We start from the raw sequence: 26,579 nt of genomic DNA on the forward strand, positions 1-26,579 counted from the left end.
TCTGTGGTCTTTCCCGGCCGAGACGTATCCGCGCCTTCCACCCCACCATGAGCGACACCACAACCACCCGAACCTACAGTACCGACGCAAAGGCCCGGGACGTACGTCCCCGCGAGTCGGAGCGAGACGAAAAACAGCAGGACGAAGCGCAGGTCTGCCCCGAGTGTAGCGGCCACCTCGTCACCGACGAGGAACACGGCGAGACGATTTGCGAGGAGTGCGGCCTCGTCGTCGAGGAAACCGTGGTCGACCGGGGCCCCGAATGGCGCGCGTTCGACTCCGCCGAGCGCGACAGCAAGTCCCGCGTCGGCGCGCCGACGACGAAGATGATGCACGACAAGGGGCTGTCGACCAACATCGGCTGGCAGAACAAGGACGCCTACGGCAAGTCCCTCTCGCCGCGTCAGCGCGAGCAGATGCAGCGCCTCCGCACGTGGAACGAGCGGTTCCGCACCCGTGACTCCAAAGAGCGCAACCTCAAGCAGGCGCTCGGCGAAATCGACCGCATGGCCTCGGCCCTCGGTCTCCCGGAGAACGTCCGCGAGACCGCCTCGGTCATCTACCGCCGCGCGCTCAACGACGACCTCCTCCCCGGCCGCTCCATCGAGGGCGTCGCCACCTCGGCGCTGTACGCGTCGGCTCGGATGGCGGGCACTCCCCGCTCGCTCGACGAACTGGAGAAGGTCTCCCGCGTCGATAAGATGGAGCTCACCCGGACGTACCGCTACATCGTCCGCGAACTGAAGCTCGAAATCAAGCCCGCCGACCCCGAGCAGTACGTCCCGCGGTTCGCCAGCGAACTCGGCCTCTCCGACGAGGCCGAGCGGCAGGCCCGCCAGCTCCTCCGCGACGCGAAGGAGACGGGCATCCACTCCGGCAAGTCGCCGGTCGGCCTCGCCGCCGCCGCCGTCTACGCCGCCGCCCTCCTCACCAACGAGAAGGTGACCCAAAGCGAGGTCTCGACGGTCGCGGACATCTCCGAGGTCACCATCCGCAACCGCTACAAGGAACTGCTCGAAGTCCAAGACGGCACGCTGTTCGCGTAAGCGCTCGGTGGGCGCGGTGCGCCCGGTGACCCGTACTTTTTCTCGTCCGTGCCAGACCGTAACAACATTTATCCGCATTCCCGGAGCATATACGGGGTATGGTTGAAGCGTTCGTCCGGCTCTTGTGCCCCGAATGTGGAAAGGACTGGGAGACGAATCCGACCGACCTCCCCGCTCACCGCGACAACTACTCGTGTCAGGGATGCGGTGCGACGAGGCGCACGGCCGAGTTCATGCGGACGGAGCGCGACCTCCAGACGCTCAAGCAGTTCGAATAGCGAGAAGAGAGGGGCCGCTTCCGGTACGGGGCCGCCTCGCAGGACGTTCGTTTTTTAGATGTCGGGAATCGCCGAGAGCGCGCCGCACGCGTCGCACTTCAGCACGTCGGCACCCTGTTGGGTGACGAACTTCGTGTCCGGCGACCCGCACTCGCTGCACAGCACGAACGACTCGACGTACTCGTCGAGCGCGTCGGCGATGCGGCGCTGGCGGAACTCGCCGGTGAAGCGCGCGCGACCCCTGTCGTCGATTTGGGCGCTCGTGCCCAGTTCCGTCTGGAAGAACTTCAGGACGTGCGTCGCCTCGCGCGCGAGCCGGTCGTGGGTCGCCGCGAAGTTCTCGTAGACCGTGACGTTCCCCTCCTGGCGGACCGTCGGCTCCGGGACGCTGAAGCGGTCGCCGCCTTCCGCGACGTCCGGCGACTCCGAGAGCGCGCGGTCCAGTTGGTCGTCGTAGTCCATGCGCGACAGTACGCGCACGCCGGGGTAAAATTCTCACGACCCCCGGCGCGCGCGACCGGCGTTCGGCGCGCGGGCTACATAGCTATATAAACTACTCGTGATATTCGGCCGGCGCTCGCTATCGTCGGGGCGAAACAACAAACGAATTGAAAACGGTCGAACACGAAATTTCCCCTGAGACCCCCATAATCGGCGGTTTAAGGGAGTCGGATGCTAACGTGACTCAAGATAATACTATATCCCTCCGGTCTCAAGCCGTGGTTGCTCATGAAGAAGCAGGAACTCATCCACCTGCACGGTCTGCTCGCAGAAGTCCACACCCAGATTGAGGCCTGGGAGGACGAGGAAATCAGTCTCGTCGAGTACAACGAACTCGGCGTACGACCGACATCCATCCACAAGTCCAAGACGGACCACAAAGCAGCCGTGTTTAAACTGGCGAAGGGTATCACCGGAGCGATGCACGAGGCCGAACCAGAGCCGCTTGCACCGCAAGCCGACTGAACCGAGAAAAGAAACGCGTTCTCCTCTACACGACCCTACACCCGAGAGCGACCGCGCCGTTCTCTCTCGCGTAACGACGCTTCCGAGCGACTGCCGTGCCGAGTGAGTGGATGAGTTCCGTACGGGAGCAACAACAGCAGTAGGCTGCCCAGAAGCGGTGGCGCGAGACCGACACGCGGCGACGGGGCGATGCGGCGACGACGGTCTCAGCGGTCGTCGACGAGGTCGTCGAAGTCGACGAGCGTTTCGTCGGGGTCCGACGCGCCGGTTTCGGTTCGGGTGTCTCCCTCGCCGTCCGTCTCGACCGAGTCGTCGTCGACCCGTTCGACCGACAGCACTTTCAGCGGGATGTTTTCGAGACGTTGGCCGATCTCCTTGCGGGCGATGCGCGAGGCGTGTTCTTCCTGTTCGACGTTGAAGACGGTCATCTCCAGTTCGAGGGCGACGAGCGCCTCGTCCGCGGCGATGAACGCGGGGGGGAGTTCCTCGCCCTCGGGCGAGGTTCGAGCGCCCATGCTAATCTCGACGTACTTCAGGTCGGGATTGAGCATCTCTCCGGTCTTCGAGATGGCGATGCGAATCGCCTCGTCTACGGTTTCCACGTCGTACACCGGGACCGCGGCCTCGACGACGACTCTGCAGTCCATGGTTACGATGAGGTTGTGTGCCGAAGGCTATCAACCTTCTTGCCACCGCGTCTCGTGGCGCTCACTCCCCGCCTGAGCGGAGGTAGTGAAACACGTACGTCTGGGTGTAGCCGGCGTAGCGACCGCCGAGGCGCTCGCGGATGGCCCGCGAGGTGTCGGCGTAGTTCCCCCGGTCGCAGTCGGGGTAGTGTTCCTCGATGGCTGACCGAATCCACGTATCGAGCGGGACGGCTTCGAGGTAGTCGAGCGAGAACAGGAGGACGCAGTCCGCGACCTTGTCGCCGACGCCGACGAACGTCGTCAGGAAGTCGCGGGCGTCCTCGTAGTCGCGGCCGCGGGCCTCGGCGGGCGTCGCCTCGCTCGTGGCGACCATCTCGGCCGTCCGCCGGACGTAGGGCGCGCGGTAGCCGAGGCTGAGGTCGCGCAGTTCGTCCTCCGTGGCCTCGGCCAGTCGCTCGGGCGTCGGATACGCGAAGTACGTCTCGCCGTCGAACTCGACGCGCTCGCCGTAGGTCTCTCTGAGCCGCGACTGCATCCCGAAGATACGGGAGACGCGCATCTGCGCCGAGCAGATAAACGAGACGAGACAGCCGAACGGCGGGTCGCGGACGAGTCGCATGCCCGGATACGCCTCGTAGGCCCGCCGGACCAGCGGTTCGTCGGGCATCTCCGAGACGATGGCATCGAGGTCGTCGTCGAGGCGGAGCAGGTGGGTGAGAAGCGGGACGGCGTCGAGGTTCGACTCCCACTCCAGCGCGCCGTCGGTCTGGCGGACCCTGACGACGGCGGACTCGTCGGAGACGCCGTCGAGCGGCGGGACGACCGTCTGGTACCACGCGTCGCCGCCGTGGGCCGCGTCGCGCTCGTACATCCGGCCGTCGGGGCGGTCCCAGAGGTACGACTGGCCGCTCTCCAGCGTCGATTGGAGGTCGAACGCTCCGTCGAGGCTCGCGAGGTCGATGACACCCGTCTCCATCGCTTCGACGTTGGGCGCGGGGGATTTGCGGGTTTCGATGCCGGCGGACGAGGCGGGGCGGCGACGAATCGGGGCGGCGACGAATCGGGGTGGCGACGAATCGGGGCGACGACGAGCGAGGCGCGCCGCGTCGGGCCGCGTCGGGTCGCGTCGCGCTCAGCGGTTGCGGCTAACCGGGAAGCTAACGCGGTCCGGGTGGTCGCCCAGTCGGTCGAGGATGCGCTCGTACAGCCGGTTTTTGACGCGCTGGGCGCGGGTCGGCGGGACGAGCACGCGGAGTCGGAAGACGACCCACGACTCCTCCTGTGCGACGTTGACGGTCGGGCCGTCGGCCACGTCGAGGTCCAGCGGCGACTCGCGGAGCCTGTCTCGGTAGCGCTTCATCGCGGCGTCCATATCGTCGCCGAGTTCCTCGTCGGCCACGTCCAAGAGGAGTTGGCGGACGAACGGGAGGTCCGTCTCGTAGGACACCTGCACCGGCACCTCGGTCCAGACGCGGTCGAACAGCGCGCCGTAGTTGACGACCTCGGAGGAGAGAACCAGCGAGTTCGGGACGGTGACGGTCCGGCCGGACGGCTGGTTCGACGCGAGGGTGCCGCCGGTCTCCCAGAGCGTCGTAACGAGGAAGTCGACCTCGGCCACGTCTCCCGAGACCGAGCCGATGTTGACGCGGTCGCCGACCGAGTACGGCCGCTTGACGAGGATGTAGAACCAGCCGATGAAGGAGAGAATCGGCTGTTGGAGCGCGAAGGTGACGGCGAAGCCGATGACGCCGAACGAGACCAACACGCCGAGCCACTGGTCCGTGAACGCCCCGAGGACGCCGACCAGCGCGACGCCGCCGAGGGTGAGTCGGAGGACGTTCCGAACGTCGTGGGCCCGGCGGCGGTCGGCGATGCGCCCGACGAAGAACGCGGCGAGAAACCGGTAGACGCCGTAGGCGACGAGCGCGACCGCGGCGGCCGACAGCCCCTTCGAGAGGAGCAGGTCGGCGTTGGGGACGGCGAGCTCCGAGAGTGGGGTCGTCGCGCGGACGAGCGCCGAGAGGACCGCGGCGAGAAGCCCGGCGGCGAACGCGCCGAGGCCGAGGCGGCGAGACATACCGTTGCCGTCGGGTGGGCGATTGAAAAAGGTGTAGTCGAACCGAGGCGAGGGTCGGCGGCGGCCTCAGTTGCGGATGTGGAGGTCCGTGAGGTTCGCGAGACGGTCGGCGACGCCGTCGTCGAGGCCCTCGCGGGTGACGCGCCACTCCCAGTTACCGGTCTGCGTGCCGGGGGTGTTGAAGCGGGCGTCGGAGCCGAGGCCGAGGAGGTCTTGGGTCGTCGTGAACGCGAGGACGGACGCGGAGTTCCAGACGGCGTCGACGATAGACCAGTGAATCTCCGAGCCGTCCGCGCCGATGTTGTAGTGGAGGCAGTCGCGGGTGCGGTCGTCGAGGTCGCGGTAGTAGCCGACGAACGTGTCGGTGTCGTGGGTCGAGGTGTAGGCGACGGAGTTCTCCGGGTAGTGCATCGGCTGGTACATGTCGCCCTCGCTGCACCAGTCGGCGTACTGCGGGACGCGCATGCCGGGGAAGGCGAACCGGTCGCGGAGGTCGACGAGCGAGGCGTCGAGGAAGCCGAGGTCCTCGACGATGAAGGGGAGGTCGCCCAGTTCGCGCTCGACCGTCTCGAAGAAGTCGTGGCCGGGCGCGTCGCGCCACTCGCCGTCGCCGGGGTCGTCGGAGTCGGCGTCGATGGCCCAGAACTCGTCGAAGCCTTTGAAGTGGTCGATGCGGGTCACGTCCACGAGGTCGAACAGGCGACGGAGGCGGTCGAGCCACCAGCCGTAGTCGTCCTCGCGGAGCGTCTCCCAGTCGTACAGCGGGTTGCCCCAGCGCTGGCCGGAGTCGTTCGGGTTCGGCGGGACGCCGGCGACGACGGCGGGTTCGTTCGACTCGGTGAGGTCGAACGCCTCGGGGGCGGCCCACACGTCGGCGCTGTCGAGCGCGACGTAGATGGGGAGGTCGCCGACGAGGGTGACACCCTTCTCGTCGGCGTAGTCGGCGAGGGCGCGCCACTGTTCGTCGAAGCAGAACTGGACGAACTCGCGGTAGCGAATCTCGTCGGCGCGCGCCTCGCGGGCGTCGGCGAGCGCGTCGGGGTCGCGGGTCTTCAACTCGGTCGGCCAGTCTATCCACGCCCGCTGGAACTCGTCTTTCAGGGCGGCGAACAGCGCGTAGTCCTCGAGCCACCCGGCCTCGCGCTCGCGGAAGGCGTCGAAGGCGGCGCGGTCGTCCTCGGTGGCCTCGGCCTCGAAGCGGTCGAAGGCGGTGCGAAGCCGCGAGCGCTTGTACTCGCCGACGCGCTCGTAGTCGACCGCGTGGGGGTCGAAGTCGGGGACGGGTTCGAGGTCGTCGTCGGTGAGCCACCCGCGCTGTACGAGGTCAGTAAGGTCGATGAGAAGCGGATTGCCGGCGAACGAGGAGGTCGATTGGTACGGCGAGTTCGCCATGGCCGGCTCGGTCGGTCCGAGGGGACAGAACTGCCACATCGACTGTTCGGCGTCGGCGAGGAAGTCCACGAAGGCGCGCGCGCCGTCGCCGAGGTCGCCGATGCCGTGTGGCCCCGGGACCGAGGTGACGTGCATGAACACCCCGCTCTGTCGAGAAAGTCGCATACTCACAGGGTCCGCGTGCGACCCAATTGGTACTTTGGGTCGAAACAGCGGGCCGACGAGGAGACCGCGAGCGTGGGCGCGAGGTTCGACTCACCCCGCCGACGCCGCCATAGTTATGCTAGCAAATAGCACGAAACCGGCCGCGAGCGGGCGTCGCTCGCGCTCGTCTCAACAACACTTATTCTCCCCCGTCCGTTCCGTGCGCGTATGAGTGATATCGCTGTCATCCTCCCCGACGGGACGGAACTCTCCGTCGAGGAGGGTGCGACGGTGCGAGACGCCGCGTTCGCAATCGGCCCCGGCCTCGGCAAGGACACCGTCGCCGGCGTCGTCGATGGCGAACTCGTGGACAAGGAGACGCCGCTCCACGACGGCGCGGACCTCGTCATCGTCACCGACCAGTCCGACGAGTATCTGGACGTGCTCCGCCACTCGGCGGCCCACGTCTTCGCGCAGGCCCTCCAGCGGCTCCACCCCGAGGCCAAGCTGACCATCGGCCCGTGGACGGACGACGGCTTCTACTACGACGTGACGAGCGTCGACCTCGAACAGGAGGACCTCGAAGCCATCGAAGACGAGATGCGCGACATCATCGAGGAGGACCTCGACATCGAGCGCGTCCTCGTCGACCGCGAGGAGGCCCTCGAAAAGTACGCCGACAACCCCTACAAGCGCGACATCCTCGAAGAGGAGGCCGCCGGCGACGACGAGCTTTCGTTCTACCAGCAGGGCGAGTTCGAGGACCTCTGTAAGGGGCCGCACGTCGAATCGACGGGCGAAATCGGCGCGGTCAAGCTCCTGAACATCTCCGCGGCCTACTGGCGCGGCGACGAGGAGAACGACACGCTGACGCGGGTGTACGGGACGGCGTTCGAGTCCGAGTCCGACCTCGAAGAGTTCCTCGACATGCGCGAGGAGGCCAAAGAGCGCGACCACCGGAAGCTCGGACAGGAGCTGAACCTGTTCGCCATCGACGAGACGACGGGACCGGGCCTGCCGCTGTACCAGCCCAACGGCAAGCGCATCCTCGACGAACTCGCGGACTACGCGAAACAGCTCAACCTCGACGCCGGCTACGACCCCGTCGAGACGCCCCACCTGTTCCGGACGGAGCTGTGGAAGAAGTCGGGCCACTACGAGAACTACGTCGACGACATGTTCCTCCTCGACGTGAACGACGAGGAGTACGGCCTGAAGCCGATGAACTGCCCCGGTCACGCGACCATCTTCGACCAGCAGTCGTGGTCGTACCGCGACCTGCCGGTGCGCTACTTCGAGGACGGGAAGGTCTACCGGAAGGAACAGCGCGGCGAGCTGTCGGGCCTCTCGCGCGTCTGGTCCTTTACCATCGACGACGGCCACCTGTTCGTCCGCCCCGACCAAATCGAAGACGAGATCAATCTCATCATCGACAACATCCTGACCGTGTTCGACACGTTCGGGCTTGACGCCGAAGTCGCGCTCGCCACGCGCCCCGAGAAGTCCGTCGGCAGCGACGAAATCTGGGAGCAGGCGGAGACGCAACTCCGCGCGGTCCTCGACGACAGCGGCATCGACTACGGCATCGAGGCCGGCGACGGCGCGTTCTACGGCCCGAAAATCGACTTCGCGTTCAAGGACGCCCTCGGTCGCAAGTGGGACGGCCCGACGGTCCAACTCGACTTCAACATGCCCGACCGCTTCGACCTCACCTACACGGGCGAGGACAACGAGGACCACCAGCCGGTGATGATTCACCGCGCGCTCTACGGCAGTTACGAGCGCTTCTTCATGGTCCTCATCGAGCACTTCAACGGCAAGTTCCCGTTCTGGCTCGCGCCCGAGCAGGTCCGCATCCTGCCCATCTCGGACGACCAGATGGGCTACGCGAAGAAGCTCCAGTACGAACTCGGCGACTTCCGCGTCGACATCGAGGACCGCTCGTGGACGCTCGGCCGGAAGATTCGCGAGGCCCAGACCGACCGCGTCCCGTACATGGTCATCGTCGGCGGCGACGAGGAGGAAGCCGGAACCATCTCCGTCCGCGACCGCAAGGAGCGGGAGGCCAAGGACGTGAGCGTCGAGGCGTTCCGCGACCACCTCCACAGCGAATACGACAAAAAGCGCCCGGAACCCGACTTCCTCGCCGACGAGGAGTGAAGAGCCCGGCAGTCAGGCGGTAACTGATTCTCTGTTTCGGCGGTTCCGCGCCGCCGCGTCCAACTCTCGCCGGACCGTCGTTCGGAACGATTCGTCCCTGATGAGGTGTGCGAGCACGCCGAAGTGTCCGCAGTCCCACTCGCGGCGGTTCGGCCGCGGAACGCCCCACTCGTCGAGGAGCGCGCGGGCCGTGGACGCGGGAGCCATCTCGTCGCGGGTCCCGACGAACGGGAAGACGCGTTCGGGCGCGAGACACGGGTCTTTCGGCGGGTTCAACAGCGGTGCGAACTCGTGGAGCGCCTCGCCGGTCCAGCCGGCCGCGTCGAGCGCGTCGTCGATGTCGAGCAGTCTCGTGAGTCCCCCCGAGAGGAGCGTCTGGTCGATTGCGCCGGGCATCCCCACGGGAAACAGCAGGTCGGGGCGCATGGACTCCGGCCAGTCGCCGCACCGACCGCCGACGTGGAGCGCGACGGTGCCGCCGAGGCTGACGCCGCCGACGCCGACGACCGGTGCGCCCTCGGTCCGCGCCCAGTCGATGAGGACGGCGGTCTCCAGCGCGGCCGCCGAGTAGAGCGTGAACAGGCCGACGGGCGCGCGGGCGATGTAGGGCTCGCCGCTGTATCGGCCGAGTAGCTCGCGGCGGCCGTGCCACGGCGCGTCGGGGAGGATGACCCGGTAGCCCTCGGGGGCGAGCGCGCGGGCGACGTACTCCTCTTCGGGCCAGTAGGTGAGTTGGTCGTCGAACATCCCCCACCCGGAGTGGAAGACGAGCGTCGGCAGGTCGTCGGCGGCGTCGACGGGTTCGTACACCCGCGCAGTCGCCCGGTCGCTGAGGTGCGGCGAGGGCGACCGGAAGCGGAGCAGGTACTCGACGGTTCCCGGCCCGCGGACGGTCGCCGAACGTTCGACGCGGGGGAACTCCTCGGCCGCGCTCGACTCGGCGAAGCCGTAGAGACGCTCCGGTTCGGCGAGTTCGTGGTGCCAGCGGGTCCGCGCGTCCTCGGGCGAGGGTATCTCGAACTTCACCGGCGGCACGAGGTGTTCCTTCGAGAGGAACCCGAAGATATCGGTCGGTTTAGCCCGCCGTTCCGACACTTCTCGGCGCTCGCGCTCGACGGCGACGCGCTCGTCGGGGGTGGACTCGTCGTCCCCCCAGAAGACGCTGTCCCAGCGCTCCATCGTCTCGTCGTACGCGCCGCGGAGGCGCGCGTACCGCGCGAGGGCGCGTTCGATTCGGTCGTGGAGGTGCGGCGCGGGCGGCGCACCGACCTCTCGGAGGTACGCTTCCGGGCCCTCCGAGAGCGCCACGTCGGCCGCGGCGCGAGCGCGAACGACGGCGAACTCGCGGGGGAGCGAGCGGGTCTTGAACGCCTCGAACGGGCGCGAGGTCACAAGTCGGCCGGCGGGCGAGGTGAGCAGCCGGTGTACCGCCGGGGTTTCGAGGTGGTCCATGCCGTGTGATACGAGTGACACGATAATGACCCTAGGCCCGCGTGTCGGAGCGTGAGAACGGTCGGGGTCGGCCGATGGACGAACCGTAACAGCCAAATTCTTTAGGCCAGCCTAAAACACATGGGCAGAGAAACCGAGCGAGAACGCGAGTGCGACGTGGCCGTCGTCGGCGGCGGCCCCGCGGGGTGTGCGGCCGCGCTCTGTACCGCCAGAGACGGCCTCGACACGGTCGTCTTCGACGGCGGCGACGCCTCGCTCGACCGCTGTGCGTTTCTGGAGAACTACCCCGGCTTCCCCGGCGGCATCGACGTGGCAACGTTCCGCGGACTGCTCCACGACCAGGTTCGGGAGGCGGGCGCGACGCTCGTCACCGAGACGGTCGAATCGGTCACAGAAGTGGCGGCGGAATCCGAGACCGAGACGAAGGACAGAACGGCGGGCGCGGGCGGGTTCCGCGTCGAGACGTCGGCGGGAACGACGGTCGTCGCGTCTCGGGTCGTCGCGGCCACGACGCTCGACGGGAACTACCTCCGACCGGTCGGCGACGAAGACGCGATGTTCGAGCGACACGTGCGGAAGAAGGGCACCCACGAGCGGTTCGACGGGTCGTACGCCGACGCGGACGGGCGGACGCCGGTCGAAGGCCTCTACGTCGCCGGCGGGCTCGCGGACCGGGGAGACCTCGTCCTCTTGGCCGCGGCCGACGGGATGCGCGTCGGTCGGCTCGTCGTCGACGACGCCCGCCGCGAGTTCGGCTACTGGGAGGAGGCGACACCGCACATGGACTGGCTCCGTCGGATTCCCGACGACTCCGACGACTGGGACGAAGAGCGCTCGTGGGACGAGTGGTTCGACTACCACCGCCTGCCCGACGACCGCGACCTCGACCCCGACCGCGTCGCTCGCGTGAAAGCGCGGGAACTCGCGTTCGTCGAGCGGAGTCGGCTCGAACGCGACGAAATCGACCGGCGGGCCGAGCGCGGTCACCGCCGCCTCGCCGACCACCTCGACGACGAGGTACTGCTCGACGCCGTGGACGACGAGCGGATTCGGTCGTACCTCAGCGACCGCGATTCGGAACCGTAGCCGAGGCTATCGTGGAAATCCCGGTGGCTAATTCGACAGCCATAGAAAAGTTTATCACTTTTAGGTTGGCCTAAAACTGTATGGCAAACACGGCCGACGAACACGAGAGTCCGACCAGACGAGACGCGATTAAGGGCGGCGGCGCGCTCATCGCCGGCGGGTTGCTGGCGGGCTGTGCGGGCGGTTCCGACGCGCCCACCGAGACCGCGACGGCGACCGAGACGACGGCGACCAGTTCCCCCACCGAGACGACCGAATCGATGGAGCCGTACACCGTCTCTATCGAACCGTCCGGGAGCGGGACGTTCGAGGAGGTGCCCGAGACCTACGCGACCATCCCCGGCGTCTGGATGGACATCGCGATGGCCCTCGGCATCCCGCCGAAGGCGGTGGCGTCGTTCAACCGCATCTCGCTGGACTACTACGACGCGCTCCCCGGCGTGGAGTTCGACGCCGACGACGTGCTGACGTTCGGTACCGACGGCGAGAGCGGGAACTACGACAAGGAGGTGCTCTACGAGGTGGACGCGGACGTACATCTCATGGACCCCCGCCTCCTGCTTCGGTACTCCGGGTGGAGCGACGCCGACCTCGAAGAGGTCGAATCGAACATCGCGCCGATTCTCGGCTCGTTCATTCGCTTCCCGTACGGCGGCGAGAACCCGTACTACACCCTCTACGAGGCGTTCGAGAAGGGCGCGGAGATATTCCAGCGCCGAGCGCAGTACGAGGCGTGGGTCGAGTTCAAAGACGAGGTGTACGCGGACATCCGGTCGCGCACGCCGGCCGAGTCGCCGACGGTCGCGGCGTTCAACTTCCGCTTTACGCCCGAGTCCGGCCAGTTCTACGGCGCGAACATCTACGCGCCGCGGAACGACACGCGGAGTTTCCAGTTACTGGGCGTCGAGGACGCATTCCCCGAGGGCGAGTACGTGCCGAACAACCCCATCGGCTACGAGGAGCTCCTGGAAGTCGACCCCGACTACATCGGGTGTATCGGCGACCTCTCGTATCTATCCCACGAGGAGTTCCAGGGCGTCATCGAAGCCGCGCAGAACCACGAGACGCTCGGGACGCTGACGGCGGTCCAAGAGGGGAACTTCGTGCGCACGGGCGGCAAGCGCATGGGCCCGATTATCGACCTCTTCTCGGCGGAGGCGACCGCGAAACAGCTCTACCCCGAGGAGTTCGGCGAGTGGCCGGGCCGGGTCGGCGACGTTCCCGAAGACGAGCGACTCTTCGACCGACAGCGGATGGCTGACATCGTCAACGGCGAGTTCTGATGGCGACCGACGACGCGGACCGGTTCGATGTGGACAGGTACGACGTAGTGGTGGTCGGCGGCGGGCCGGCGGGGGCGACCGCCGGCGTGTTCGCCGCGCGGTACGGCCTCGACACGGTCGTCTTCGACCGGGGGAACTCGTCGCTCCGGCGCTGCGCGTATTTGGAGAACTACCCCGGCTTCCCCGACGGCGTCGATATCGCGCGGTTCTACCGCCTGCTCCACGACCAACTCGGCGCGGCGGGGGCCGACGTCGTCGGCGATATGGTCGTCTCCGTGACGCAAAAGGGGGAACGAGACGGTGACGGCGATGGCGACGGTGATGGTGATGGATTTCGCGTCGAGACGCAGGACGGGCGAGCGCTGTCGGCGCGCCGGGTGGTGTGCGCGACGACCTACGACGGCGACTACCTCCGCCCCCTCGGCGACGACGCGATGTTCGCGACCCGCGAGCACCACGGCGAGACCGAGGAAGTCGTCGATTGGTCGTACGCCGACGCGGACGGGCGGACACCCGTCTCGGGACTCTACTTCGCGGGGGCGATGGCGGGCCGCGGCCAGCAGGCGGTTATCGCGGCGGGCCACGGGGCCGAGGTTGCGCGGACGCTCTTGGCCGACGTTCGCGAGGGGAACGGCTACTGGGAGGAGGCGAAGTCCCACTACGACTGGCTCCGAAAGCGGGAGGCGCTCGACCACGCGTGGGACGACGAGGCGACGTGGCGCGAGCGGTTCGACGACCACAACCGACCCGCCGGGGCCGACCTCGACCCCGAGCGCGTCGAGCGCGTCCGCGAGCGGGAACTCGCCGGCGTCAAGGAGAGTCACCTGACGCGGGCGGAGGCCGAACGGCGCGCCGAAGCGGGACAGCGGCGACTCCTGCAACACCTCGACACCGCGGTCGTCCTCGACGAACTCGACGACGACCTGCTCCGGGAGTACCTCCGCGAACGCGAGGAGTGAGGGAACGCGAGTCGCGCCGCAAGAGGAGCAGGACTTGAAGGAACCCGAGGCGATAGCGCTCAGTCCGAATCGAACCGCCACCGCGTCGCGTCGGCCGGAAAGCCGGACCACGCCAGCACGCGCTCGGGTCGAATCCGAAACACCGGCGTCCCGTGTCGAATCCCGTACTTCGCCTCGTAGGCGTCGTCGATGCGAGCGAGGGTGGCCTCGTCGGCGGTTCCCTCGTCCAGTCGCTCGGCGACGCCTTCGAGGATGACCACGTCGGTCCCGCTTTCGGTGTGGACCGCGAGGCGCGGGTCGCGCGCGAGATTTCTGACCCATCTGGTTCGCTCGCCGCCGCCGCAGTAGAACGCGCCGTCGACCCAGACGCCCCAGACCGGGCGGGCGTGCGGTCGGCCGTCGGGGTGAGTCGTCGTGACCCAGAACACCTCGTCGTCGGCGAACGCGGTTTCGACGACGCGCCACTCCAGAAGTCCGTCGTCCGACTCGGGGATGCCGTAGCTCGTTTCGGTCTCCGGTCGGTCGCGGGTCGTCGCGGGCGGCGCGTCGTCGGACATGAGAGAAAGAGGGGCCGCGAGAGATTAAGCGCGAAGTCCTACCACGTCGTGAGCGCGTCGGTCCCGTGGGACCACGTCAGGGCCGCGAGGAAGGCGAGGACGCCGGTGATGGCCGACGCGCCGCCGACGAAGAACACCCACTCCATGCCGACTTCGGCCATGAGGTAGCCGCCGAGGAGGGGCGCGACGACGCTGCCGGGCCGCCAGAGGAGTTCGCGGATGCCGAAGCTACTGGCGACGCCCGCGCCGCCGGAGCCCTCGTCGGCGAACAGGGCCATGCTGGCCGGTTCGCGGAGGCTGTCGGCGACGCCGAGCAGACCCGCGAGGCCGACGAGCGGGAGGAAGGCGGGCGAAAGCGGGCCGAGGAAGGGGAACACCGCGGGGAGCGCGAGCGCCTCGCCGACCGCGGGCGAGAAGGGGACGGCGAGCGCGATGAGGCCGTAGAGGCCGCCGCCGACGAAGACGAACCGCGCCCGGCCGTAGGAATCGGAGATACGCCCGGTGTAGGGCTGACAGAGCATGTTGGTGAACTTCTCGGCGACGACGGTCGCGGCGACGGCGATGCCGCCGTATTCGAGGCCACCGGAGGCCGCCGACACGCCGGCGTAGATGGGCACCCACGTCCGAACGAGGGTGACGGCGACGGCGTACTGGACGCGGAACGTCGCCATCGTCAGGATGCGCTCGTTGAGCGCGAGGTCCGTGAACGGAAAGCCGTGGACGCGGGTCTCGTCCGGCGGGAGGAACACCCAGATGGCGACGACGGCGATGGTGAGGAGAATCGTGATGACGATGAAGATGGGCGTGAAGCCGAACAGGTCGTAGAGGACGCCGGCGCTGATGCTCCCGAGGATTGAGGCCGCAAAGCGGGCGGCGTTCGCCTTCCCGATGTGGTTCGCGCGCGTCCCCTCGCGGGCGAGTTCGCCGACGAGCGCGAGCGACATCAGCCCCGCGCCGGTGACGGCGACGCCCTGCGCGGCCCGCACGAGGATAAACGAGAGACTGGAGTCGACGAGCGGGAACGCGGCGTAGACGACCGCACCGAGGCCGACCGTCCCCGCGAGTACGAGACGTTTGTCGTAGCGGTCGCCGGCCCACGACAGCGGCACGACGGCGACGGTCTGAGCGAGCGTGAAGCCGGTGGTGAACATCCCGATGACGAACCCGCGAGAGAGGGAGAAGCCACCGAGCGCGAGCCCGCCGAGCGCGAGTTCGGGGACGGCGACCGCACCCGGGTCGAGTTCGTTGATGTACTTCGGGAGGAGGGTGACGAGCGTGATGAAGCCGAAACCGCCGGCGAACCGAGTGAGATACAGCGTCCAGAATCTGAGACGGGTGCGGTCCATGGGCTGTGTGCGGCCAACCGGCGAAAAGAAGTTCCGGAACCGGCCGTCGCCGCGAGCGACCTAAAGCCCCGTCCGATAACGGCGGTGAGCTTTATCATTCACGCCCAGAGACATGTTAGCATGGAACTGGTGGGTGGAGAAGCGGCGGCGAGAGGTGCGGAGACGCGCCTCGTCAGAATCGAGCGGGAGATGAACGACCACGGGGCGATGACCGTCCGCGTGGTCGAGACCGGAGAGTTGCGCACCGTGGTGGCGTGTGCGACTTCGGACCTGCGGGGGCGACTCGCCTCGGCGACGGAAGGCGCGGAGTTCCCCCTTCGACTCGCGCCGTCGCCCGGCCGCGGGAACTCGTGGGTCGCGCTCGGTCGGTGAACTCAGGAGTCGAACAGGAGTTTCGCGCCGACCGCGAGGCCGCCGAAGAGCGCCACGAGCACCGCGCCCGCGACGACGTCGGCCCCGAACAGCACTCCGAAATCCGGGGTGAGCGCGGCGACGAACCGGTCGGGGGCGAAGTGCTCCCCGACGCCCATGGCCAGCCCGAAGACGACGGCGACGAGAAGCGTGATGAAGACGAGGACCAGTTCGGTCCTGTCGCTCTGGTTCATACTCGGTAGCGTTCGGAGCGGGGCATAAAACACCCGAAGGTGCGAGCGAGTCGACTATCCGACACGAACGGTCGAGACGGAGTTCCGACTACCGGAGTGAGTCTGAGATGAAGGAATGGGCCGGACGCGATTTGAACACGCGACCGTCTGATTAAGAGTCAGACGCTCTGCCTAACTGAGCTACCGGCCCTTGCAATCTCTCGTAACTGCCGGTAGGTAAAATGACTTTCCTTTCTGTACGACGACGGCAGGGACGCACACGCACGAAACAACGAACAAACGGTGGGTGTTAAGTGGCGGCCGACCGGAGTAGCGGGCAACGATGAGTGCAGGGGTCAGCATTTCCTCGATGTCTACGTACGCGATACTCGGTTGTGGGAGCGTCGGGCACGCTGTCGCCGAGGAACTGACAGACGAGGGAAAAGATGTCCTCATCCTCGACAAGGACGAAAGCCGCGTCGAAGCCCTGCGCGACCAGGATTTGAACGCGCAGACCACGGACATCGCCGACCCGGAACTCGCCGACGCCGTCACCGGCCGCGACGTGATTCTCATTCTCTCGTCGGACGTCGAAGCCAACAAGGCCGCCGTCTCGACCATCCGTGACCGCGGCGAGGACCAGTTCATCGTCGTCCGCGCCTCGGACCCCGTCTCCGAGGACGAACTGACGAAACTGGGAGCCGACGTGGTCATCAACCCCTCCGAGGTCATCGCCGACTCCGCGCTCCGAAGCGTCGAGTCCGGCGAACTCGAGTACAAGGCCCGCCAACTGGCCGACCTCCTGCGCGACACCGACCACGGGATGGCCATCCTCACCCACGACAACCCCGACCCCGACTCGCTCGCCTCGGCGGTCGCCCTCCAAGCCATCGCCCGCGAGTACGACGTCGAGGCCGACATCCTCTACTCGGGCGACATGGGCCACCAGGAGAACCGGGCGTTCGTGAACATCCTCGGCATCGAACTCACCCCGCGGAGCGACTCGAAACCGCTCGAAGAGTACGGCGCGGTCGCGCTCGTCGACCACATGAAGTCGGGGATGCCCGACCTCGGCGACGCCGACATCACGGTGTTCATCGACCACTTCGAACCCGACGACGGCGTCGATGCCCGCTTTACCGACGTGCGGCCGAACGTCTCTTCGACCTCGACGATTCTCACGAAGTACATTCAGGAGTTCGACCTCAGCCCATCGCAGGCGGTGGCAACGGCGCTTCTCTACGGCATCCGCGCCGAGACGCTCGACTTCAAGCGCGATACGACGCCCGCGGACCTGACCGCCGCGGCGTATCTCTACCCCTTCGCCGACCACGACACGCTCGAAAAGGTCGAGTCGCCGTCGATGTCGCCGGAGACGCTCGACGTGCTCGCCGAGGCCATCCAGAACCGCGACGTACAGGGGTCGCACCTCGTCTCGAACGCGGGGTTCATCCGCGACCGCGACGCGCTGACGCAGGCGGCCCAGCACCTCCTCAACCTGGAGGGAATCACCACGACGGCCGTCTTCGGCATCGCCGACGACACCATCTACCTCGCGGCGCGGTCGAAGGACATCCGCATGAACATCGGGAAGATTCTGAGCGACGCCTTCACCGGAATCGGTGAGGCCGGCGGCCACTCCACGCAGGGGTCCGTCGAGATTCCGCTCGGCATCTTCACGGGCATCGAGTCCAACGACGACAACCGCGACACGCTCCTCCAACTCACCGAAGAAGCGGTAAAGCGCAAGCTCTTCCGTGCGATGGGCGTGGAGGGCGGCGAGAGCGGAAACGGAAGCTAGAACGTCAGACGACGAGCGACTCTTCGTCTTCTTCGGGATTCTTCAGGCGCTCGATGACGTCGTTGATGAGGATGACGTCACCGACGGCGCGGACCCACCGATACGGGATGAGAACGCCCTTTCCGGGTTCGATTTGGTTGCGGAACAGTTCGTCGTTCAGCGCCGTCAACGCGAGGCCGGTGACCGTCTCGTGGTCCAGGTCGAGGCGGACGTCTTCGACCTCGCCGACGAACACACCGTTGTTCGAGTAGACCTCCCGGCCTACGAGCGTCGTAATCTCTTCGGGCGTCCCGTCCATATCCGCCAACATGGGATGCCGGGTCTTAATTGTTCGTAGCCCGCGAGTCGGGGCGCAGACACGCGGCAGACGGGCGTCCGACGCCGGGGAGAAATCACCGGACAAAGACGTGTCTCTCGGTTGAGAAGACGGTGTTGCTCGCGTCGCGGGCGACGGCCGAAGCGGGGACCGAGACGGGGGCGCGTTACCGTCGCGGCGCGACCAGTTGAATCGGGTGTTGCGTCGGTCGGCTGAGGAGCGAATCGAGCTGTTCGAGACAGGAGGTGCCGCTGGCGACGACGGTGCGGTCCCTGTTCTCGTCGGTCTGGAACTGCCCCTGTAGCTCGGAGCCGACGTCGACGCTGAGTTCGTAGTACTCGGACTTGTAGCCGAACGAACCGGCCATCCCGCAGCACTCCACGTCGGAGGTGGCGACGTCGTAGCCGAGGTCCGAGAGGACGGCCTCGGTGTGGCCTTCGAGGCCGAGGGTGCGCTGTTGACAGTGGCTGTGGTAGGCGATTTCCTCGCCCGCACCCGCCGAGAGCGCGCCGGCGTCCGCGCCGTGTTCGAGCAGGCCGAAGACGTACTCCATGACCTCGTAGCTGGCCTCGGAGATGCGCTCGAAGGACTTCTCGGGGAGGAACTTCTCGTACTCGCTTTGGAACATCGCGAGGTCCGAGGGCTCGATGACGACGATGTCGCGGCCGTCGTCGATGTGCTCCGCGAGGCCGGCGTACACGTCGTGAGCGTGGTCCTCCGCGGTCGCAATCATGCCCTGCGAGAGAGGGGCGCGGCCCGACGAGCGAACGTCGGGGACGATAACGTCGACGCCGAGGGCTTCGAGAGCGCGGACCGCCGCCTTCCCGCGTTCGACCTGCACGTGGTTCGTGTACACGTCGGGGTAGAGCACGGCGGTCCGGACCGGGTCGTCGACCCGCGAGGTGCGGCTCTCGAACCAGTCTTTCAGCGTCTCGCGCTGGAAGGCGGGGAGTTCGCGGCGGGCGTCGATACCGAGGAACCGCTCCATGATGTCGCGGGAGACGCCGAGGCCGGCGGCCCAGTTGGAGACGGGCGCGAAGAAGCTCCCGACCTTCGCGGCCGTCTCGAAGTTGCCGAAGAAGCGCTTCTGGAGGCTGACGCCGCCGGGTTCCTCGTCGGGGGTGAGTCCCTCGACGAGCCAGTCGAGTTCGGAGACTTCGCCGCGGTTGACCCGGTCGCGGACGACCGTGTTTATCCACGGGATGTCGATTTCGACCGGGCAGGCGGTGGTACACCGGCTACAGCCGGTACAGAGGTCGTTGAACTCCGCGGCGCTGTCGAGGCCCTCGACGCCGGCTTCCCAGCCGGTGCCGATGCCGCCGGAGTAGGTCTCGCCGCCGAAGGCGTGGCCGCCGACGTGCTGGAAGTTGGCGCAGACGTTGGAACACGCCGAACACCGGATGCAGTAGAGCGTCTCGCGCAGTTGGTCGTCCTCGCGCATGTCGAACCGCCCGTTGTCGATGAGCACGAGGTGGAAGTCGCGGTCCGTCTCGGTCGCCGAAAGCGGCGTGTCGGGGGCGTCGAAATCGACGGTCGGCGACTCGACCGGCGGGGTCAGAAGCGAGATGTAGGAGGTGATGTCCTGTCCCGTCCCCGACTTGCCGATGAGTTCGACGAAGGGCCGGAGGTCCTCGACGGTCGGAATGACCTTCTCGACGCCGGCGACCGCGACGTGCGTGTCGGGCACGACGGCCGTCTTCCGGGCGTTACCCTCGGAGGTGACGAGCGCCATCGTCCCGGTGTCGGCGGTGATGAAGTTCGCGCCGGTCATCCCCACGTCCGCGCCCTCGATGAGTTCGCCGAGCTGTTCGCGGGCGAACATGGTGAGTTCCTCCGCGGTTTCGAGGGGCTCGTCGGGTTCGAACGTCTCGTTGAACAGGTCGGCGATGGCCTCCCGCGACTTGTGGATGGCGGGCGCGACGATGTGCGACGGCGACTCGTCTGCGACCTGCAGGACCCACTCGCCGAGGTCGGTCTCGACCACGTCGATGTCGGCGGCTTCGAGGTCCTCGTTGACCTCTATCTCCTCGGAGGTCATCGACTTCGACTTGACGACGCGCTCTGCCTCCTTGTCCTCGCAGACCTCGCGGATGTACTGGTTCGCGTCGGCCGCATCGTCGGCGATGTAGAGCGTGCCGCCGTTGGATTCGACCGTCTCGCGCAGTTGGTCGATGAGTTCGGGGAGGCGCTCGATGGCGTCTTCCTTGATGGCTCGCGCCTCCGACTTCAGCCCCTCGTAGTCGTCGAGCGTCTGGACCGACTCGTAGCGACCCTCGTTGAACCCGCGGGTGCTCGTGCCGACGGCGTCGCCTTCGGTCTCCATCAACTGTCGAATCTTCGCCGCCTTGGCCTCGCGCGCCTTACTCATCGAGAATCACCACGTGGACTTCCTTCGGACCGTGTGCTCCTTTCACCAGCGCGCCCATGTCGGCGGTGGCGCTGGGACCGGTGGCGATGATGGCCGAGGAGTGTCCCGTGCGGAACTCCTCGCCCAGCCAGTCGAACGCCTCGGGCATGCCGGGGACGATGTCCGACTGCCGGAGGACGGCGACGTGGAGGTCGCCGAACAGACTCACCGGCTCGATGCCGTCAGGCGTGCCCTGCACGACGACGCTGCCGTAGTCAGCGATGCCGAGTCCAGCCGCCGTGACACCGGCGTTCGCCTCGCGGAGGTCCGCGGGGGTCGGGTCGGTGTTCACCCAGTCGGGGAGGTCGACGCCGTCGTACGGGAGGTCAACGCCGATAGTCGGGTCCGAACAGAGTCCTTCGAGCACGTCTGCCAACCCGTCGGAAGACGCGTGTGTCCAGCCTACTTCGAGTCGTTCGAGAGAGTCCTCGAACGTCGCAACCGTGCCGGTTGACATACGTTGAGCTAGCGCGTTCTACATAATCGTTCTTCGGGTTCAGACACCTCGCTGTCGGTTAATTATGAAGGATAGGAGTCAGGAGAACCGGCCGACCGCCTCGTCCGCGTCGGCGACCGTGCCGGCCGCGTCGCGCTTGCCAGCCGGGTTGGGCGTGTTCGGAGAGGCGAGTCGTGTTCATCACGAGGACGAGCGCGGGGAGGACCACAGCATCACGCCGGACATCACGGCCGCGGGACTCGTAGGGGGCGTCGGCACTCCCGACCCGGACCGACCCGACTCGGTTCGGGTCGCGAATCGACTCGGAAAACCAACCGCGCGCGACCCGGAATGACGCCCGTCACCGGGTGTCTTTATCCGTTCACGCAAACCGACATACGACAGAGCTAATCAATGGCATCCAACACGCACGAACCGGCCACCGACCCCGCGCTCGCTGGCGATTACGACTACGTCAGCGACGACGTCGAGCGGCCGGGGCTGGTCGAAGACCTCGAGTCCCTCGTCGAGGGCGACGTGCGATTCGACACCTACACGAGAACGCTGTACGCGACCGACGCGTCGGCGTACGAGCAAGTCCCCATCGGCGTCGTCATGCCGACTTCGACCGCCGACGTGGCGGCGGTGATGGAGTACTGCGCCGACCGCGAGATTCCCGTCCTCCCCCGCGGCGGCGGCACGAGCCTCGCCGGCCAGACCGTCAACGAGGCCGTCGTCCTCGACCTCGTCCGCCACATGGGCGGCGTCGAGGAAATCGACCCCGAGGCGCGGACGGCCACGGCCGAGGCGGGCGTCCGCCTCGGCGAACTCAACGAGGAACTCGCCCCCCACGGTCTGAAGTTCGCACCCGACCCGGCGTGGGGCGACCGCTCCGCGCTGGGCGGCGCAATCGGCAACAACTCCACGGGTTCGCACTCGCTGAAGTACGGCAAGACCGACTACTACATCGAGGAGTTGGAACTCGTCCTCGCGGACGGAACGGTGACGACGTTCGGCGAAGTGAGCGTCGACGAACTCCGCGAGTCCGGCGACCCCGACGGCGACCTCGAAGCCCGAATCTACGCGGAAGTCGCGCGGATACTCGACGAGGAGGCCGACGAGGTCTCCGAGCGCTTCCCCGACCTGAAGCGAAACGTCTCGGGCTACAACCTCGACATGCTCGTCGACGAGATGCGCGGCGAGCGCCGCACGCCGGACGATACCGGCATCGACGAGGACTGGGAGGCCGGCCGCGTCAACCTCGGTCGGCTCATCGCCGGGAGCGAGGGCACCCTCGGCATCGTGACGAAGGCGACCGTCTCGCTGGAGGAGATTCCGAACACCGCGTCGGTGGCGCTTCTCACCTACGACGACGTCATCGACGCGATGCACGACGTCGCGCCCATCCTCGAACACGAACCCGCGGCCGTCGAGGTCATGGACGACGTGCTGCTCGACCTCGCGCGCGACACCGCCGAGTTCGCCGACGTGGTCGGGATGCTCCCCGAAGGCACGGACTCGACGCTCCTCGTGGAGTTCTACGCCGACTCCGACGAGGACGGCAAACAGAAGGTGGCGAACCTCATCGAAGACCGCGTCATCGACCCCGACGGCACCGAGTTCGACCCCGACGAGGGCTCGGCCTCGGTGACCGGGAAGGAGCGCCGCGCGACCGACTTCATGGAGGCCCACGACGCCGACACCCGCGCGAAGTTCTGGAAGATGCGCAAGTCGGGACTCCCGATTCTCCTCGGTCGGACGACCGACGAGAAGCACATCGCGTACATCGAGGACACCGCCATCCCGGCGGAGAACCTCCCGGCGTACGTCTCGGACTTCCAGGACATCCTCGACGAACACGACACCTTCGCCTCGTACTACGCCCACGCGGGGCCGGGCGTCCTGCACATCCGTCCGCTGGTCAACACGAAGACGGCCGAGGGCGTCGAGACGTTCGAGGCCATCGCCGACGAGGTGACGGACCTTGTCGTCAAGTACGGCGGCTCCGTCTCGGGCGAACACGGCGACGGCCGCGCGCGGACCCAGTGGAACCGCAAACTGTACGGCGACCACCTCTGGAACGTCTTCCGCGACCTCAAGACCGCGTTCGACCCCGACTGGCTCCTGAATCCGGGGAACATCTGCGGCGACTACGATATGACCGAGCACCTCCGCTTTTCCCCCGACTACGAGTTCGACGCCGGCTTCGAACCGGCGCTGAACTGGGACAACGACAACGGGTTCGAGGGCATGGTCGAACTCTGCCACGGCTGTGCCGGCTGTCGCGGCCAGCAGTCCACGGTCGGCGGCGTCATGTGTCCGACGTTCCGCGCCGCCGAAGAGGAGATTCAGGCGACTCGCGGCCGCGCCAACATGCTCCGGCAGGCCATGAGCGGCGGGCTCCCGGAAGACGAGATGTTCACCGACGAGTTCGTCGACGAGGTGCTCGACCTCTGTGTCGGCTGTAAGGGCTGTTCGAAGGACTGCCCGAGCGAGGTCGACATGGCGAAGATGAAAGCCGAGGTCGTCCACGAGTACCACCAGCGCAACGGCTCCAGCCTCCGCGACAAGCTCTTTGCCAACATCGACTCGCTGTCCAAACTCGGCTCGGCGTTCGCCCCCCTCGCCAACGCGGCGACCAAGGTGCCGGGCGCGCGGACGGTCATGGAGAAGACCGTCGGCATCGCCAAGGAGCGCTCGCTCCCGAAATTCCACGCGACGAGTTTCGTGGAGTGGTTCGAAAGTCGAGGGTCGGCCGACATCCCCGAGGCGCAGGCCGACCGCAAGGTGCTGTTGTTCCCCGACACGTACACGAACTACAACCACCCCGAGGTCGGTAAGGCCGCCGTGAAGGCGCTGGAGGCCGCGAACGTCCACGTCCGGATTCCGGAGGGCGTCGCCGGCTCCGGCCGGCCGCCACACTCGAAGGGCTTCCTCGACAAGGCCCGCGCCGACGCCGAGCAGAACGTCGAGGTGCTCGCGCCCTACGTCGAGGAGGGCTGGGACATCGTCCTCTGTGAGCCCTCCGACGCGGTGATGTTCCAGTCGGACTACCTCGACCTGCTCTCCGGCGACGACGTGGAAACCGTCGCAGCCAACGCCTACGGCGTCATGGAGTACGTCGACGCGTTCCGGCTGGACGAGTCGCTGTCGTTCCTCCCGCAGGACGAGTCCCTGACGTACCACGGCCACTGCCACCAGAAGTCCACGAAGAAGGACCACCACGCGGTGGGCGTCCTCCGCCGCGCCGGCTTCGAGGTGGACCCGCTGGATTCGACGTGTTGCGGGATGTCCGGGTCGTTCGGCTACGAGGCCGAACACTACTCCATGTCGAAGGCAATCGGGAACATCCTCGAAGGCCAGGTGGCCGAGAGCCCCGGCGACGTGGTCGTCGCCCCCGGCGCGTCCTGCCGGACGCAACTCGAAGACATGGACGGCGCGACCGACGACCCGCCGCACCCGGTCGAGGTGCTCGCGCGCGCCATCGACGCGTAAGCGTCCGCGTCGGCGGAAGCCACAGATTCGGGCGCGCCGCCGGCCGCCGTCTCGCCTCGTTTTTCGTCGCAGATACGTTTAGGGCGCTCCGCGGCCAACCGCGGGACCACCGAGATGCGAGGGACCCAGCCATGACACCGATGGAACTCGATGACGTGCGCGTCGACGCGTACATGACGACCGGCGTGGAGACGGTCGGCCCCGACGCGTGGGTCACAGACGTGGTCGACCGGCTCAAGGCCGGCCCGCAGTACGGCGGCCTCCCGGTCGTCGACGACGAGGACCACCTCCTTGGGTTCGTCGGCGCGATAGACCTCTTGGAGGTCAACGGCGACGTGCGGGTCGAGGCGGTGATGAGCCGCGACCTCGTGGTCGTCCGCCCGGAGATGACGGTGAAGAACGCCGCGCGCGTCATCTTCCGCACCGGCCACCAGTTCCTCCCCGTCGTCGACGACGAACGAGTACTACTCGGCCTCTTTTCGAACGGCGACGCGGTGCGGAGCCAAATCGAGCGGACGACGCCCTCGAAGGTCCAGAGCACCCGCGAGATGCTCGAACGGACCCACGACGCGTCGATCAGCGTCACCGAGCGCGAGGTGACGGTCGACTCGCTGATTCCGACCCAGCGGGAGGTCTACGGCGACGAACTCGAAGGCCGCAAGTACGAACTCCAAAACGGGCTCGCGGAACCGCTCATCGTCGTCTCCCACGGTCCCGAGACGCTGCTCGTGGACGGCCACCACCGGGCGATGGCCGCGGAACAGCTCGACATCGACCGGATGCTCGCGCACGTCCTCACGGTCTCGCCGGAGGAGGTCGGCGAGTTGGGCCTGCGCAGGATGGCCCGCCTCGGCGGCCTCCAATCGCTCGCGGACGTGGAGGTCAACGACTACCTCCAGCACCCGCTCATCGAGAAGACCGAGCAGTAGGGCTGAAGCGACGCCGGAAGACGCGAGTCGGGGCGGTGAGCCGAGTTACCCGGCGAGGTCGTCGAGCGCGTCGCCGAACGCGGACAGCGCCTCGCTCATCGCCTCGGGGTCGCCGCCGAGGGAGATTCGGAACGACTCCGGCGCGTCGAAGAAGCGACCGGGGACGACGAGGACGCCGCGGTCCCACGCGGCGTCCGCGACCGCGTCGCCGTCGGCCGAGGCGTGGTCGAGGAAGGCGAACGTGCCGCCGGCGTGGATGCGACCGTCGAGTTCGTCGCGCTCGGCGACGAACGTCGCCAGCAGGTCGTGGTTCGCCGAGAGGTGTTCGCGGGCGGCGGCCTCTATCTCGTCGCCGTGGTGGAGCGCGCGCCGGGCGAGTTTGGTGCTCGGCTCGGCGACCGCGGGGAGGTACATCGACGCCGAGCGGGCGCGCTCGACGACCTCCTCGGGGCCGATAATCCAGCCGACGCGGAGCCCACCGAGCCCGTAGAACTTCGTCAGCGACCCGGTGACGACGGTGTTGTCGAGACCGGAGGCGGTGATACCGCCGAAGGGGCCGTCGGCCGCGGGGTCGACGAAGGGCGCGTACACCTCGTCGACGAGGAGGTAGCCGCCGGCGTCGTCCGCGGCCGACGCGACTTCGGCGAGTTCGGCGCGCGGCGTGAGTTTGCCCGACGGGTTGTGTCGATTGGTGACGATGGCGTAGGCGAACGCGTCGGTCGAGGCCCCGTCGAGGCGGTGCGGTTCGAGTTCGTAGTCGTACTCCGGCGGGCGGACGAAGCGGTCGACGCGCGCGCCGAGCGCCTCCGACGTGGCCACGAGCGGCTGGTAGCCGGGCTTTTCCACGAGCACCTGCGGGCACGGGTCGTCGGGGTCGTCGCCGTCTTCGTCGTCATCGGTCGCGAGGTCGAGAAGGGCGCAGGCGGCGAGGAAGTTCGCGTTCGTCGCGCCCGCGGTGACGAGGACCGACGACTCGGGGACGTCGTAGCGCGCCGCGAGTTGACCGGCGAGCGTCGCGTCTTCGGGGTCCGAGCGCCCCGCGAGAACCGGCGGGACGAGGTCGTCGCCGCGCCGGGACGAGCCGAGGTCGCTCGTCGCGAGGTCGTGGGTGGCCTCTGCCGCCCGGTCGACAATCCACTCCAGATAGGGGATTCCGGGAAACGTCGTCGTCATTGGGACACCTTCGCGGTCGCTCCCGTAAGTCGTTGGGGTCTCGGG

At 67.4% G+C, this 26,579-nt stretch carries 24 protein-coding genes and 1 tRNA gene; 11 read left to right on the forward strand and 14 right to left on the reverse strand.

Annotated features, from left to right (window positions below; translation table 11 throughout):
- Positions 1-47: 47 nt before the first annotated feature.
- A complete protein-coding gene (locus tag AUR65_RS01855; protein ID WP_058567975.1) occupies positions 48-1,046 on the forward strand; it encodes a transcription initiation factor IIB in 999 nt (332 codons plus the stop codon).
- Between the two features lie 98 nt (positions 1,047-1,144).
- Positions 1,145-1,324, forward strand: coding sequence for a DUF7836 family putative zinc-binding protein (locus tag AUR65_RS01860; protein WP_004976607.1), 180 nt, complete (start codon positions 1,145-1,147; stop codon positions 1,322-1,324).
- Between the two features lie 54 nt (positions 1,325-1,378).
- Here the strand turns inward: AUR65_RS01860 and AUR65_RS01865 are convergent, their stop codons facing one another.
- On the reverse strand, positions 1,379-1,786 hold the full coding sequence (locus AUR65_RS01865) for a translation initiation factor IF-2 subunit beta (RefSeq protein WP_058567976.1): 408 nt from the start codon (positions 1,784-1,786) through the stop codon (positions 1,379-1,381).
- Positions 1,787-2,053: 267 nt separating this feature from the next.
- Here AUR65_RS01865 and AUR65_RS01870 point away from each other — a divergent pair, with 267 nt between their 5' ends.
- Positions 2,054-2,290, forward strand: a complete 237-nt coding sequence (locus AUR65_RS01870; RefSeq protein WP_008093660.1) for a UPF0058 family protein — start codon at positions 2,054-2,056, stop codon at positions 2,288-2,290.
- 206 nt (positions 2,291-2,496) lie between these two features.
- On the opposite strand, the gene AUR65_RS01875 is transcribed toward AUR65_RS01870, so the two are convergent.
- The 4 genes from AUR65_RS01875 to malQ all read right to left on the reverse strand — a co-directional run bounded on the left by AUR65_RS01875 (position 2,497) and on the right by malQ (position 6,577).
- A complete protein-coding gene (locus tag AUR65_RS01875; protein WP_042664803.1) occupies positions 2,497-2,937 on the reverse strand; it encodes a DUF555 domain-containing protein in 441 nt (146 codons plus the stop codon).
- 61 nt (positions 2,938-2,998) lie between these two features.
- The gene (locus tag AUR65_RS01880; RefSeq protein WP_058567977.1) at positions 2,999-3,913 is read right to left on the reverse strand and encodes a DNA-3-methyladenine glycosylase family protein; all 915 of its coding nucleotides are present in this window, start codon (positions 3,911-3,913) and stop codon (positions 2,999-3,001) included.
- Positions 3,914-4,069: 156 nt separating this feature from the next.
- Positions 4,070-5,014: a mechanosensitive ion channel family protein gene (locus AUR65_RS01885; protein ID WP_058567978.1), complete on the reverse strand. Its 945-nt coding sequence runs from the start codon at positions 5,012-5,014 to the stop codon at positions 4,070-4,072.
- Between the two features lie 66 nt (positions 5,015-5,080).
- Entirely contained in the window at positions 5,081-6,577 is a 1,497-nt protein-coding gene (malQ, locus tag AUR65_RS01890) for a 4-alpha-glucanotransferase (RefSeq protein ID WP_269844086.1), read from the reverse strand.
- Positions 6,578-6,778: 201 nt separating this feature from the next.
- Between malQ and thrS the strand changes: the two genes are divergently transcribed.
- A complete protein-coding gene (gene thrS / locus AUR65_RS01895; protein WP_058567980.1) occupies positions 6,779-8,710 on the forward strand; it encodes a threonine--tRNA ligase in 1,932 nt (643 codons plus the stop codon).
- 12 nt (positions 8,711-8,722) lie between these two features.
- Here thrS and AUR65_RS01900 read toward each other — a convergent pair whose 3' ends face one another.
- Positions 8,723-10,162: an alpha/beta hydrolase family protein gene (locus AUR65_RS01900; RefSeq protein ID WP_058567981.1), complete on the reverse strand. Its 1,440-nt coding sequence runs from the start codon at positions 10,160-10,162 to the stop codon at positions 8,723-8,725.
- A 120-nt stretch (positions 10,163-10,282) separates the two neighbouring features.
- Between AUR65_RS01900 and AUR65_RS01905 the strand changes: the two genes are divergently transcribed.
- The 3 genes from AUR65_RS01905 to AUR65_RS01915 all read left to right on the forward strand — a co-directional run bounded on the left by AUR65_RS01905 (position 10,283) and on the right by AUR65_RS01915 (position 13,490).
- Positions 10,283-11,248 carry an FAD-dependent oxidoreductase gene (locus AUR65_RS01905; RefSeq protein WP_058567982.1) on the forward strand — a complete coding sequence of 322 codons (966 nt, stop codon included), beginning with the start codon at positions 10,283-10,285 and terminating at the stop codon, positions 11,246-11,248.
- 80 nt (positions 11,249-11,328) lie between these two features.
- Positions 11,329-12,531 carry an ABC transporter substrate-binding protein gene (locus AUR65_RS01910; protein ID WP_058567983.1) on the forward strand — a complete coding sequence of 401 codons (1,203 nt, stop codon included), beginning with the start codon at positions 11,329-11,331 and terminating at the stop codon, positions 12,529-12,531.
- On the forward strand, positions 12,531-13,490 hold the full coding sequence (locus tag AUR65_RS01915; protein ID WP_058567984.1) for an FAD-dependent oxidoreductase: 960 nt from the start codon (positions 12,531-12,533) through the stop codon (positions 13,488-13,490). Before AUR65_RS01910 ends, AUR65_RS01915 begins: the two co-directional genes overlap by 1 nt.
- 59 nt (positions 13,491-13,549) lie before the next feature.
- Here the strand turns inward: AUR65_RS01915 and AUR65_RS01920 are convergent, their stop codons facing one another.
- Both AUR65_RS01920 and AUR65_RS01925 read right to left on the reverse strand, forming a co-directional pair.
- Positions 13,550-14,047: a pyridoxamine 5'-phosphate oxidase family protein gene (locus tag AUR65_RS01920; protein WP_058567985.1), complete on the reverse strand. Its 498-nt coding sequence runs from the start codon at positions 14,045-14,047 to the stop codon at positions 13,550-13,552.
- Between the two features lie 38 nt (positions 14,048-14,085).
- On the reverse strand, positions 14,086-15,393 hold the full coding sequence (locus AUR65_RS01925; RefSeq protein WP_058567986.1) for an MFS transporter: 1,308 nt from the start codon (positions 15,391-15,393) through the stop codon (positions 14,086-14,088).
- 120 nt (positions 15,394-15,513) lie between these two features.
- Between AUR65_RS01925 and AUR65_RS01930 the strand changes: the two genes are divergently transcribed.
- Entirely contained in the window at positions 15,514-15,765 is a 252-nt protein-coding gene (locus AUR65_RS01930; protein ID WP_058567987.1) for a hypothetical protein, read from the forward strand.
- Positions 15,766-15,767: 2 nt separating this feature from the next.
- On the opposite strand, the gene AUR65_RS01935 is transcribed toward AUR65_RS01930, so the two are convergent.
- Entirely contained in the window at positions 15,768-15,998 is a 231-nt protein-coding gene (locus AUR65_RS01935) for a hypothetical protein (RefSeq protein WP_058567988.1), read from the reverse strand.
- 116 nt (positions 15,999-16,114) lie between these two features.
- Positions 16,115-16,188, reverse strand: a tRNA-Lys gene (locus tag AUR65_RS01940).
- Between the two features lie 132 nt (positions 16,189-16,320).
- Between AUR65_RS01940 and AUR65_RS01945 the strand changes: the two genes are divergently transcribed.
- The gene (locus AUR65_RS01945) at positions 16,321-17,778 is read left to right on the forward strand and encodes a DHH family phosphoesterase (protein ID WP_058567989.1); all 1,458 of its coding nucleotides are present in this window, start codon (positions 16,321-16,323) and stop codon (positions 17,776-17,778) included.
- Positions 17,779-17,782: 4 nt separating this feature from the next.
- On the opposite strand, the gene AUR65_RS01950 is transcribed toward AUR65_RS01945, so the two are convergent.
- The 3 genes from AUR65_RS01950 to AUR65_RS01960 form a co-directional block, all read right to left on the reverse strand.
- Positions 17,783-18,076 carry a PRC-barrel domain-containing protein gene (locus AUR65_RS01950; protein WP_007274456.1) on the reverse strand — a complete coding sequence of 98 codons (294 nt, stop codon included), beginning with the start codon at positions 18,074-18,076 and terminating at the stop codon, positions 17,783-17,785.
- Positions 18,077-18,260: 184 nt separating this feature from the next.
- Positions 18,261-20,462 (reverse strand): LUD domain-containing protein, encoded by a 2,202-nt coding sequence (locus tag AUR65_RS01955; RefSeq protein WP_058567990.1) that lies wholly within the window; start codon positions 20,460-20,462, stop codon positions 18,261-18,263.
- Positions 20,455-20,958, reverse strand: coding sequence for a LutC/YkgG family protein (locus tag AUR65_RS01960; protein ID WP_058567991.1), 504 nt, complete (start codon positions 20,956-20,958; stop codon positions 20,455-20,457). The genes AUR65_RS01955 and AUR65_RS01960 overlap by 8 nt, the downstream gene beginning before the upstream one ends.
- A gap of 393 nt (positions 20,959-21,351) precedes the next feature.
- Here AUR65_RS01960 and AUR65_RS01970 point away from each other — a divergent pair, with 393 nt between their 5' ends.
- Positions 21,352-24,432, forward strand: coding sequence for an FAD-binding and (Fe-S)-binding domain-containing protein (locus AUR65_RS01970; RefSeq protein WP_058567993.1), 3,081 nt, complete (start codon positions 21,352-21,354; stop codon positions 24,430-24,432).
- A 140-nt stretch (positions 24,433-24,572) separates the two neighbouring features.
- On the forward strand, positions 24,573-25,361 hold the full coding sequence (locus tag AUR65_RS01975) for a CBS domain-containing protein (protein WP_084816503.1): 789 nt from the start codon (positions 24,573-24,575) through the stop codon (positions 25,359-25,361).
- A 45-nt stretch (positions 25,362-25,406) separates the two neighbouring features.
- Here the strand turns inward: AUR65_RS01975 and AUR65_RS01980 are convergent, their stop codons facing one another.
- Positions 25,407-26,534 carry a pyridoxal phosphate-dependent aminotransferase gene (locus tag AUR65_RS01980; RefSeq protein ID WP_058567995.1) on the reverse strand — a complete coding sequence of 376 codons (1,128 nt, stop codon included), beginning with the start codon at positions 26,532-26,534 and terminating at the stop codon, positions 25,407-25,409.
- Positions 26,535-26,579: the final 45 nt, after the last annotated feature.

Source organism: Haloferax marisrubri, from assembly GCF_001469875.2.
Lineage (GTDB): Archaea > Halobacteriota > Halobacteria > Halobacteriales > Haloferacaceae > Haloferax > Haloferax marisrubri.

What these genes read in the sequence shown, in the direction of transcription:
- AUR65_RS01980 (WP_058567995.1), bottom strand. Translation starts at nt 26,534, where the DNA reads ATGACGACGACGTTTCCCGGAATCCCCTATCTGGAGTGGATTGTCGAC.
- AUR65_RS01915 (WP_058567984.1), top strand. Translation starts at nt 12,531, where the DNA reads ATGGCGACCGACGACGCGGACCGGTTCGATGTGGACAGGTACGACGTA.
- AUR65_RS01855 (WP_058567975.1), top strand. Translation starts at nt 48, where the DNA reads ATGAGCGACACCACAACCACCCGAACCTACAGTACCGACGCAAAGGCC.
- AUR65_RS01955 (WP_058567990.1), bottom strand. Translation starts at nt 20,462, where the DNA reads ATGAGTAAGGCGCGCGAGGCCAAGGCGGCGAAGATTCGACAGTTGATG.
- AUR65_RS01930 (WP_058567987.1), top strand. Translation starts at nt 15,514, where the DNA reads ATGGAACTGGTGGGTGGAGAAGCGGCGGCGAGAGGTGCGGAGACGCGC.
- AUR65_RS01960 (WP_058567991.1), bottom strand. Translation starts at nt 20,958, where the DNA reads ATGTCAACCGGCACGGTTGCGACGTTCGAGGACTCTCTCGAACGACTC.
- AUR65_RS01870 (WP_008093660.1), top strand. Translation starts at nt 2,054, where the DNA reads ATGAAGAAGCAGGAACTCATCCACCTGCACGGTCTGCTCGCAGAAGTC.
- AUR65_RS01925 (WP_058567986.1), bottom strand. Translation starts at nt 15,393, where the DNA reads ATGGACCGCACCCGTCTCAGATTCTGGACGCTGTATCTCACTCGGTTC.
- AUR65_RS01920 (WP_058567985.1), bottom strand. Translation starts at nt 14,047, where the DNA reads ATGTCCGACGACGCGCCGCCCGCGACGACCCGCGACCGACCGGAGACC.
- AUR65_RS01950 (WP_007274456.1), bottom strand. Translation starts at nt 18,076, where the DNA reads ATGGACGGGACGCCCGAAGAGATTACGACGCTCGTAGGCCGGGAGGTC.
- AUR65_RS01885 (WP_058567978.1), bottom strand. Translation starts at nt 5,014, where the DNA reads ATGTCTCGCCGCCTCGGCCTCGGCGCGTTCGCCGCCGGGCTTCTCGCC.
- AUR65_RS01910 (WP_058567983.1), top strand. Translation starts at nt 11,329, where the DNA reads ATGGCAAACACGGCCGACGAACACGAGAGTCCGACCAGACGAGACGCG.
- AUR65_RS01860 (WP_004976607.1), top strand. Translation starts at nt 1,145, where the DNA reads ATGGTTGAAGCGTTCGTCCGGCTCTTGTGCCCCGAATGTGGAAAGGAC.
- thrS (WP_058567980.1), top strand. Translation starts at nt 6,779, where the DNA reads ATGAGTGATATCGCTGTCATCCTCCCCGACGGGACGGAACTCTCCGTC.
- AUR65_RS01905 (WP_058567982.1), top strand. Translation starts at nt 10,283, where the DNA reads ATGGGCAGAGAAACCGAGCGAGAACGCGAGTGCGACGTGGCCGTCGTC.
- AUR65_RS01880 (WP_058567977.1), bottom strand. Translation starts at nt 3,913, where the DNA reads ATGGAGACGGGTGTCATCGACCTCGCGAGCCTCGACGGAGCGTTCGAC.
- AUR65_RS01875 (WP_042664803.1), bottom strand. Translation starts at nt 2,937, where the DNA reads ATGGACTGCAGAGTCGTCGTCGAGGCCGCGGTCCCGGTGTACGACGTG.
- AUR65_RS01935 (WP_058567988.1), bottom strand. Translation starts at nt 15,998, where the DNA reads ATGAACCAGAGCGACAGGACCGAACTGGTCCTCGTCTTCATCACGCTT.
- AUR65_RS01900 (WP_058567981.1), bottom strand. Translation starts at nt 10,162, where the DNA reads ATGGACCACCTCGAAACCCCGGCGGTACACCGGCTGCTCACCTCGCCC.
- AUR65_RS01970 (WP_058567993.1), top strand. Translation starts at nt 21,352, where the DNA reads ATGGCATCCAACACGCACGAACCGGCCACCGACCCCGCGCTCGCTGGC.
- AUR65_RS01945 (WP_058567989.1), top strand. Translation starts at nt 16,321, where the DNA reads ATGAGTGCAGGGGTCAGCATTTCCTCGATGTCTACGTACGCGATACTC.
- AUR65_RS01975 (WP_084816503.1), top strand. Translation starts at nt 24,573, where the DNA reads ATGGAACTCGATGACGTGCGCGTCGACGCGTACATGACGACCGGCGTG.
- AUR65_RS01865 (WP_058567976.1), bottom strand. Translation starts at nt 1,786, where the DNA reads ATGGACTACGACGACCAACTGGACCGCGCGCTCTCGGAGTCGCCGGAC.